Below are 8843 nucleotides of genomic sequence, written 5' to 3'. Positions count from 1 at the left end.
AAGGCAGCCTAATTTAGCGAGTGGTGCACTTCGGAGTTGAATTCGCGAGATGTTACATCACTAGAAGAAAGTGAAATGCTATCTACTAGATGTTTCCTGTAGTAGTCAAAAGCTATGTTTTCTGATATTGGCACCGCCTTTATTTCTGTCCCAACTGTCCCAAATAAAAAAATCAAAGTAATAGAAATGTAAAATAATGTCCTTATCATATATATTCCATGTGTGATATAGAGATGGAGGATGTGATTATTACAACCATGAAATAAATATGTTAGATAATTTACATAATTTTCAATGTAAATTTTTTAGGGAAACTCAGATTTTACAGGGTGGTGTTTTGTATATTTGAGAGCAACGGATGACATACAGCGACATACAGGACATACAGGACATCCAAAACACTTTCCGAGCTGCGAGCTGCAAGGAAGTCCGCTGCAAGGTGTCAATCTCTGATAAATAACGACGGATTTTTGGAAAATGAGACTCTCTGAAACGCTCACTTTCGGAGGTTCATGCAGAATTGTCCTTGCCAGGCCTGCCTGCGGCAGGCTTAAGCCTGTTTCTGCAAAGATCACCAACGATTTAGATTAATAGGGATGCATTTGCTCCGGGACTTTCTGCCGCCACAGCGGCTATCACTTTGCCAAGAGCAATGCAGGAACCAGCGCTAAACTCAGCTGCCGAATCAAGGATTCGACAGCATTTCTCAGGCTGTGCCACCGACCGTCAGGCGGTCCAGTTTAAGCGTTGGCTGCCCAACCCCGACCGGGACACTCTGGCCGTCTTTACCGCAGACGCCGACGCCTTTGTCGAGTTCAAGATCTGTGCCCACCATGGAGATCTGCCCCATGGCTTCCGGGCCGTTGCCTATCAGGGTCGCGCCCTTTACCGGACTGGTGATCTCGCCGTTTTCAATCAGGTAGGCTTCAGAGGCCGAGAACACAAACTTACCCGAGGTGATATCCACCTGACCGCCACCGAAGTTGGGGGCGTAGAGGCCTTTTTTCACCGACTTGATAATATCGGCAGGCGCCGACTCACCGGCCAGCATATAGGTGTTGGTCATCCGCGGCATAGGCAAGTGAGCGTATGATTCGCGGCGGCCATTCCCGGTGGGCTTTTGTCCCATCAAGCGGGCATTGAGCTTGTCCTGCATATAGCCCTTGAGAATGCCGTTCTCAATCAACACTGTCTTGTGCGCCGGGGTACCTTCATCATCTATGGTCAGCGAGCCACGGCGGTTTTCCAGCGTGCCATCGTCCACCACAGTGACCAACTTGGAGGCCACCTGCTGGCCAATCTTACCGCTGAAGGCGCTGCTGCCCTTACGGTTGAAGTCACCTTCCAGGCCATGGCCAACCGCTTCATGCAACAAGACTCCAGGCCAACCTGCGCCCAGAACCACAGGCATTTCACCGGCGGGGGCGTCTATCGCCTGTAGGTTAACCTGCGCCTGACGCACGGCCTCGCGGGCAAAGGCAAAACACATGGGCAGGCCGTCATCAGCGGCAGCCATCAGGGTTTGATAGTGGTGACGACCACCGCCACCGGCGCCGCCCCGTTCACGGCGGCCGTTTTCTTCGAGGATCACCGAGCAGTTGAAGCGAACCAGCGGCCGGATATCCGCCGCCAGAGTACCATCGCTGGCAGCCACCAGTATCTCTTCATGCACCCCGGCCAGACTGACCACCACTTGAATGATGCGGCTATCCAGGCTGCGGATATAGGCATCCGCTTCCTTGAGCAGGGCAATTTTACGGCCCTCTTCCAGTGCCGCTATCGGATCTTCACTCAGATACAGCGCCTTGGCGCCGCGGCGCTTCCAGGCCTGAGTTTGATAGCTGCCCCCAGTCTGGGCTATGCCTCTGGCGGCATCGGCGGCGGCAGCCAAGGCTTTGGGGGTTATCTCATCGGCGTAGGCGAAACCTGTCTTTTCACCACTGATGGCTCGGACACCGACACCACGCTCAATATGAAAACTGCCTTCCTTGACTATGCCATCTTCCAGCACCCAGGTTTCATGACGGCTGCCCTGAAAATAGAGATCGGAAAAATCCACCTGGTGTTGGTGGATTCGCTCCAGGTAAGTTTGCAGATCGTCGAGGTGCAGTCCCTCTTGCAGTAAACTCTGTCCCACTTGGGTTAAAAATGGCATTGGGTCTCTCTCAATCCGGCCCTGTGGCCTTGTTGGTTATTTCCGCTTGCCGTCGCCCAGTTGCGGCGGCAAAAATCTATTGTGTGTCTCTACGGGCATGGCGCTGCGCACCCGCGCTAACTCGGCCTTGTCCAAACGCGCCTGCACCCAGCCTGTGCCTTCGGCCTTCTGCGCCAGAATACGTCCCCAAGGGTCGACTATCATGCTCTGGCCCCAGGTCTCGCGGCTTCCTTGATTATGCTGGCCCCATTGCGCCGCCGCCAGTATAAAACACTGGGTTTCTATCGCCCTGGCTCTGAGCAGCACTTCCCAGTGCGCCTCGCCTGTCACCTTGGTAAAGGCCGAGGGCAAGATGATAATCTCGGCGCCTTGCAAACGCAGCGCCCGAAACAGATCCGGGAAGCGCAGATCATAACAGATAGCCAGACCGATGCGGCCAAAAGGGGTATCCACCACGCTTATCCGCTCACCCGGGCAAAAGGTATCGCTCTCGCGGTATTGGCCTGTACCGTCGGTCACTTCGGCGTCAAACAGATGCAGCTTGTCGTAGTCGCCGAGTACCTGCCCCTGATCATTAAACAGATAACAGCGGCTGTAAACCCGGCCATCGCCACTGGCTACCGGAATAGAGCCGGCCAGCAGGAATACCTGAAACTGGGTGGCAAGTTCGGCCAAGCGCCGTTTGAGCGGGCTTTGCCCAGGCTCACCGGCCCAGGCCAACTGCATGCTCTCATGGCCGCCGAACAGCAGGCTGCACTCGGGCAGCACCACGAGTTGGGGTTCATTATCTTGGCGGGGAAGAGTCTCAAGCTGCGAGACGATAAATTGCAGGTTCTGTTCCGGCTCGCGGCAACTCTGACACTGTAGCAGACTGACTTGCATGTTCGACTTCCTGTTTCACTGGCACTTCTGTCTTGGGTTCACTCGGCGATTTGAACGGCAGCGGCGTGACTTTATCGGCTTGAGGCAAAGGTTTTTCAGCCTCAGCGCCGACACCCTCTTCAACAACCCTCACTGGGTTACTGTTAAGCGCTTTGGCTTTGTTGTCCGCCTTGGCTTGATCGCCTTGGCCTGCATCCGTGGCCGCAGGCTCATCGTCCTGCACTTGAGTCTGTCCTTTCCCAGGCGCCGACTTGGGTTGCCGTGGCAGTACTGACTCAGGGATCTCTATCTCTTTGCTCTTTCGCTCCAACTCTTCCAGCTTGGGCTCTGACATGGTGCCGGTCAAGCGGAAACGTATCTCTGAAATAATCTCAATTACGGGTTCCAGCACCTTGGTCAGGGCAAAAGCCCCCAGGCCCATGGTCCAGGCGCTGGTACTGAGCAGCACAACGGTCGGCACGCTGGAGGCCAGTTGCGGCACAAAGCGAATATCATAGTTGAGGCTCTCGGTAACCAGATCGGTATAGCCGCGCACCTTCATGTTACCGGCAATGGCGTCCATCTCGGTATTGGTGGTCTTGAGCACCCCGTTCTCCAGGGTCAGATCGCCGCCAAAGGAGTTGTAATACAGGCCCTTGCCAAACACATCGGTAAAGTCCAGTGACAACTTGCGTAACAGCGAGTCCAGACTAAAGAGAGAGAAGATCCGCGCCCCCTTGTCACTGAGCTGTTCGATATGCCCCTTGCCGAGATCGAAACGAACTTTACCGCTGAGACTCTCCAGATTAAACGCCAGCGGTGCACCCAGCCAGTTGAGCTCGGCCTTGACCTCCAGCGGCGAATCTTTCACGCCTGGATCCAGTCCCAAGCGAGTAGCCAACAGATCAAATTTATCTCCCTTGAGATTGAGTTCAACCTGGGTCCGGTTGTTACCGCCACGGCTCAGCCATTCACCCTTACCCTGCAAACTGGCATCATCGCTGCTGAGCGCCAAGGTCTGGATCTGATAGCCCGTCGCCGACGGGCTAGCTTGCAACAACAAACGCCCCAGTGCCATATCCTGATAGCGGAAATCATCCACCTCCACCGCCAGCGGCGGCAGGTCACTGTCCTGAGGCAGATTGGTTTCAGGCTCGGGCTCGGATTGCGCTTTGGACTCAGGCTCAGCCGCTATCGGATTCAGATACAGGCGCGAGGCCACCAGCTTCAATCCTTGGCGGTACCAATCCGGGTAGATCTCTACCCGACCGGCAAACTCCGGCGACAGTCCCTCTATCTGCCAGGCATGCTCTCCGGGGCGGGCACTGAGTTGCAACTCGGTAAAGCGCTGCCCCAGCAGCTCGAGCTGTTTCACTCTGGCCTCTATCCCCTTGAGCGGCGGGAAAAAAGCTTTATCTGCTGCAATGCTTGTGGTACCGGCCGTGCTCTCGGTTTGAGTCGCGGCTTGACCTGCTGTTTGGCTCTCGGCAGCAGCCTTTTCGTCATGGTTGCCACTGCCGACAAAGGCATTGATCAGCGGCTGCCACTGGGCAAAATCCACCTCATCCAGGGCCAGCCGTAAGTGACCATCCTGTTTTTGCAACTGATCACCGCTGCGATAGAGGCGCCCCAGCAGCAGGTCATAGTGTTTCAGACCCTTACCTGAGTCGGCATCAAAGCCACCCCAGAATTCGGCCTTATCCCCCAGACGCACGCCCAGGGAGCTGGTCTTGTTGTCACCAAGCAGCTCGGCCTTGAGCGTCAGCGCCTGCCCGGGCGCCTTTTGATAAGGCGGCGGCAGCAGCAACTCCGTCTGCTTGAGATCGGCATTAACATTGGCTTGAATTCGATAGCCTATCTCATCAAAGATCAGCTTCAAATTCCCCTGCCAATCCAACGCGCCCTGATAAAAATCGCTGAGAGGGTTGTCCAGCTCGGACGGCAAATTGGCGAGGTTCCACTGCCCCTTGAGCCTGGCATTGAGCCCCATATTCTGGTTAACCTTGCCGGTATCAAAACCAAACTGCAACGGCTGGCCGAACAGGCTGGCACTCAAGCCTTCGCCCTTGACCACCTCATTATGAAAACTCACCTTGCCGTTGACTTTATCCAGCAGCACCCCGGGCTCACGAATATAAATCGGCACCCCGGCGAACTGGACATCACCAAGGATTTGCGCCTCTTCACCGTCATAGAGCGGAATACTGAGATCCAGCTTACCGCTGACAGGCCCCTGAACCTGCACCACATCCAGGGTGATGCCAACACTGTCTTTAAGCGGCGAGCGCTGCAACACCTCGGTGGCATCCTGCCCTTGAGTCGCCAGTTGCGCCTCAACCCGCAGCAGACTCTGGTGATCCATCTTGGGGATATAGACATGGGCGCCATCGGCCGCCACATTCAACAGCTTGCCCTTGTTAACCCAGAGATCCATCCGGGCATTTTCAAATAGCGCCTTGAGACTCAAGTCGGTCACCGCCGGCCAATCCGGCTGGAAGGCATATTCGGCGTGGGTCAGATTGAACCCTGCCTGAAACACCCCGGAATGATCCTGATAAGGAAATCCGGCCAACTCACCGTGCCAGACCACGGCGGCATCATCGCTGCGACCGGCCTTGATGGCGCCTTCCAGATAATCGGCCAGTGACTCACCCATGGCATGGCGCGGGAAATAACGCCCGGCATTGGCGGCGTTGAGCAGTTTGACCCGGGAAGACAGCGCCAGGTGTGGCTTGTCGGCCAGCAGCAAACGCATAGAGGCGTCCAGGCTGATGTCGTCATTGCCCAGATGCAGTGCCGGCACCATCAGCGCCTGACTATCGAGCGAGAAGCCCAGCTCAAAGGCATCGGCGCGAAAACTGAGCGGCGCCTTGAAACCGTCGCCAAAGTCCAGTTTATAGTCCTGGGTAGGCAGTGTTGCGCTGAGGAAGTTGTCCCGCCATCCCAGGGAGAGATCGATTGGCGTGCTGCTGCCGGGAATGGACTCGGCAGGCTGCCAGCTAACCCGCTCCAGCGCCACTTTGGCCTGCAGTTCACCGTCCTTGGGCCGATAGATAGCCAGAGGACCGAGCTTGCCCTGAGGCTTGAGTTGCTGCCAAGTATGCAAGCCGTCCAAAGGCATGCCGGGAATCAGCGGCAACAGAGGTAACAGACTATCAAATTGCAGTTCATTGAGTTTGCCATAAAGTTCCCCGGCGGTTTCCATGGCGTGAAACTCCAGCTTGGGCCAGGGCTTGTCATTGGTTGCCAGTTTGAGCTCACTGCTGTCCAGGCGCCAGCCGTCGGCTATGGGCTGCCAGGCAATCACACCGCCATCTATGGCAAATTTTTGTGGCTCATCTCTGAGTGACCAGCGCAGCCAGCTGGGCAACAGCTTGATCACCCCGGATTCCAGGCCGCGGTTGGCAAAGCCTACCCAGGCCTCCAGGTTGACCACCCCCTCCAGCGGCAACTTGGCCTGGGGGTTATAAGGATTGGGTTGGCGTGAGGCCCACTTGCCGAGATCCAGCGACTGCGCCTGCAGATAGGCCTGGCCCTTGATACTATCTGGCTTGTAGCCATCACCTTTGAGATCCAGCCTTAGAGTGAGTTGTTCGGTCGCCGTTGCCAGCTCATCCAGATAGAGGGCGCCGCGGCCCTGGTGCAACTTGCCGCTATTGCGCCAAGTGAGGTCCCGCAGATGAATGGGGCGATAATCATGGCTGCTGGACAACAGCTGCACACTGGCATCGCGGATAGAGAAACGGTCCAACTGTTCCAGCAGCAAGGCATAGAGCCAGTCGATATTGGTGGCAGGAGCCGGCTTGCTCGCGGCCTCGGCTGCACCGGTCGATTTCTGCCCCAGATGATCCAGATCCAGCGCCAATTGCACCCCGTCGAAGATCACATCCTCCACTTGCGGGCTGGCGGTCATCAGGCTCTGCCAGAAATCCAGTTTGACATCGACCTTGTCGACCATGAGTGTCACCGGCAAACGCTCCTGCGGCGGTAACACCAAGTCCTCAACCGTCAGCGCCGGGCCGAAAGCCTGCCAACGGGCAGCCAGGCTGCCTATCTTGACCTCGACGCCATATTCGCGCTCAACATAGTTGGCCAGTTGCTGCTTGGCTTCATCCAGTTGCGGCAACAGCCCGCGGATGAGACTCACCATCAAGGCGAATAGTACCAAGGTCACGGCCAAGGTGCGCCAGCAATAGCGGCCGAAGGTTCGGGGGCAAAAAGACAGCCGCACTAGACCATCACCACATCATATTTACTCTGCACATACATGGGCTCGCAGTGAATGCGAATACGCTTGCCGATATAGACTTCGAGTTCAGCCACCAGGTGGTTCTCGTCATCGGACAGGCAGGCGTGTACCGCTGGGGCACAGTAAATCAGGAATTCATCGGCATCGTAGGTGCGGTTGAGACGGATGATCTCGCGGAAGATCTCAAAGGAAACGGTATCCACTGTTTTCATCGAGCCGGTACCACGGCAGGCAGGACACTCGCCACAAAGCACATGCTCCAGGCTCTCGCGGGTGCGCTTGCGGGTCATTTCTACCAGGCCGAGGCCGGAAAAACCAGAGATATTGGTCTTGACCCTATCATTGGCCAACGCCGTGGCCAGGCTGTTGAGCACCCTTTGCTTGTGCTCATCCTGCAACATATCGATAAAGTCGATAATAATGATGCCGCCCAGATTGCGCAGCCGCAGCTGACGGGCAATCGCCTGGGTCGCTTCCAGGTTGGTGTTGAATATGGTTTCTTCGAGGTTACGGTGGCCGACAAAGGCCCCTGTGTTAATGTCCACAGTGGTCATGGCTTCTGTCTGGTCGATGATCAAATAGCCGCCGGACTTGAGCTCCACCTTACGCTCCAGCGCCCGCTGAATCTCATTCTCCACATCGTAGAGATCGAAAATCGGCGCCGGGCCACTGTAGTGTTCTATCTTATCGGCAATGTCCGGCATAAACTCCTGGGCGAAATGCAGCAGCTCCTCGAAGGTGTGGCCCGAGTCCACCTGAATGCGATCGAGCTCGGCACCGACAAAGTCCCTGACAATTCGCACCGGCAAGGCCAAGTCCTGGTACAACAGCGTGGTCTTGGGCCTTTTGCGCCGCTCGCTGACCTTGGCCCACACCCGCCGCAGGAAAGCGGCATCCTGCGCCAGTTCATCCTCACCTATGCCTTCGGCCGCAGTGCGAATGATAAAGCCGCCGTCATCGTCGACAAAAGGCAGGGTAATTTTCTTCAGCCGCGCCCGCTCCTCTTCAGAGTCTATTCGCTGGGAAACCCCCACATGGCTTGAGCCCGGCATAAACACCAGGTAACGGGAAGGCAGGGTTATGTCCGTGGTCAGCCGCGCGCCTTTGGTGCCCAGGGGGTCTTTGACCACCTGCACCATGATGTCCTGGCCTTGACGTACCAGCTCGGCAATATCACGCACCACGAAGTTGCCCTTTTCCACATCGGCAACACACTCTGTGTGCGGCACTATGTCCGAGGCATGCAAAAAGGCCGCCTTTTCCAGGCCGATATCGACGAATGCCGCCTGCATCCCGGGCAAAACCCGACTGATCTTGCCCTTATAGATATTGCCCACCAGGCCGCGCTTCATACGCCGCTCGATATGCACTTCCTGCAGGACACCGTGTTCTACCAATGCGACTCGCGCTTCCGTGGGCGTCACATTGATCAGCAGTTCTGACCCCATCTTCCGCGGAGCCTTGCTATTGACTGTGCGACTGGTATTCACGATTTACCCTTGTTGGATGTTAATTCATTGATTTTATCGACTGGCGGGCGTTAAAGCTGCTAAAAATTCGTCAGTTTGTGTAAGCGAG

The 8843-nt window shown here is 56.2% G+C and carries 4 protein-coding genes; all 4 read right to left on the bottom strand.

The window, feature by feature from the left end; genetic code table 11:
• Nucleotides 1-706 precede the first annotated feature (706 nt).
• From tldD to rng, 4 genes are read right to left on the bottom strand one after another with little or no spacing between them, the layout of a single operon-like run.
• Nucleotides 707-2155: a metalloprotease TldD gene (gene tldD, locus RC73_RS07710; protein ID WP_028781336.1), complete on the bottom strand. Its 1449-nt coding sequence runs from the start codon at nt 2153-2155 to the stop codon at nt 707-709.
• Between the two features lie 36 nt (nt 2156-2191).
• The gene (locus tag RC73_RS07705; RefSeq protein WP_039034095.1) at nt 2192-3037 is read right to left on the bottom strand and encodes a carbon-nitrogen hydrolase family protein; all 846 of its coding nucleotides are present in this window, start codon (nt 3035-3037) and stop codon (nt 2192-2194) included.
• On the bottom strand, nt 2961-7247 hold the full coding sequence (locus RC73_RS07700) for a YhdP family protein (RefSeq protein ID WP_039034094.1): 4287 nt from the start codon (nt 7245-7247) through the stop codon (nt 2961-2963). The genes RC73_RS07705 and RC73_RS07700 overlap by 77 nt, the downstream gene beginning before the upstream one ends.
• Nucleotides 7247-8713, bottom strand: coding sequence for a ribonuclease G (rng, locus tag RC73_RS07695; RefSeq protein ID WP_052248058.1), 1467 nt, complete (start codon nt 8711-8713; stop codon nt 7247-7249). The genes RC73_RS07700 and rng overlap by 1 nt, the downstream gene beginning before the upstream one ends.
• Nucleotides 8714-8843 lie beyond the last annotated feature (130 nt).

This window comes from Shewanella sp. ECSMB14102, from assembly GCF_000813075.1.
Taxonomy (GTDB): Bacteria; Pseudomonadota; Gammaproteobacteria; order Enterobacterales; family Shewanellaceae; genus Shewanella; species Shewanella indica.
The sequence above is the reverse complement of the archived record's forward strand: the minus strand, read 5'-3'. Positions and strand labels throughout refer to the sequence as shown.